Here is a 566-nt window from a genome sequence, read left to right on the forward strand (position 1 = left end):
GCGCCGTTCTGGATGGCCCAAGTGATGGCCGTGTGCTTCAGGCTGTGCGGCGTTGGTCTCCAGTCGAGATTCGTATCCTGAACGAGCGCGGACCAGCCGGTTTTCAGATCGGCAATCCGCTGTCCGCGCCATTCGACTGCCCAAGTGCTCCCGTTCCGCTACCATCGCCTGGCGTGGGCCAGGAGCTGGCGAGGCAGGCGCGCCGGTGTTCGGCGTTTGTTGGTGACGCGCTCACTTTCGCCGCGCCGATAGATCACGCCTGCCTGAAGGTCGAACCAGCCGCTATTCGGGCAAGGGCCGGACAGCTTGAGGTTCAGTGCGGCAGCCTTGCGGGTGTCTGTATAGATGCTGACTAGGATAAAGGCTGCGATGTGATGCTGTTTGCGCCGTCGCGCGACCCGCAGCAGCTCTGCGACTTCATCGCGCGTCAGGGCGCGCTGGCTGGTTTCCGGGGTAGACGGCATGGTAACACTTGGCGCCGTGATGATGTAGCCCTCTTTCTGGCAGTAATTCAGCGCGGCCTGAAGCGTGTTCAGCTCCCTGCGGACTGTTCCAGCGGCGCGTGC

The 566-nt window shown here is 63.3% G+C and carries 1 pseudogene; it reads right to left on the reverse strand.

Annotated features, from left to right (window positions below):
- Positions 1-158: 158 nt before the first annotated feature.
- Positions 159-566, reverse strand: a pseudogene (locus ACJ5NV_RS20435) (tyrosine-type recombinase/integrase); the annotation flags it as partial.

This window comes from Loktanella agnita, assembly GCF_046640325.1.
Taxonomy (GTDB): Bacteria; Pseudomonadota; Alphaproteobacteria; order Rhodobacterales; family Rhodobacteraceae; genus Yoonia; species Yoonia agnita.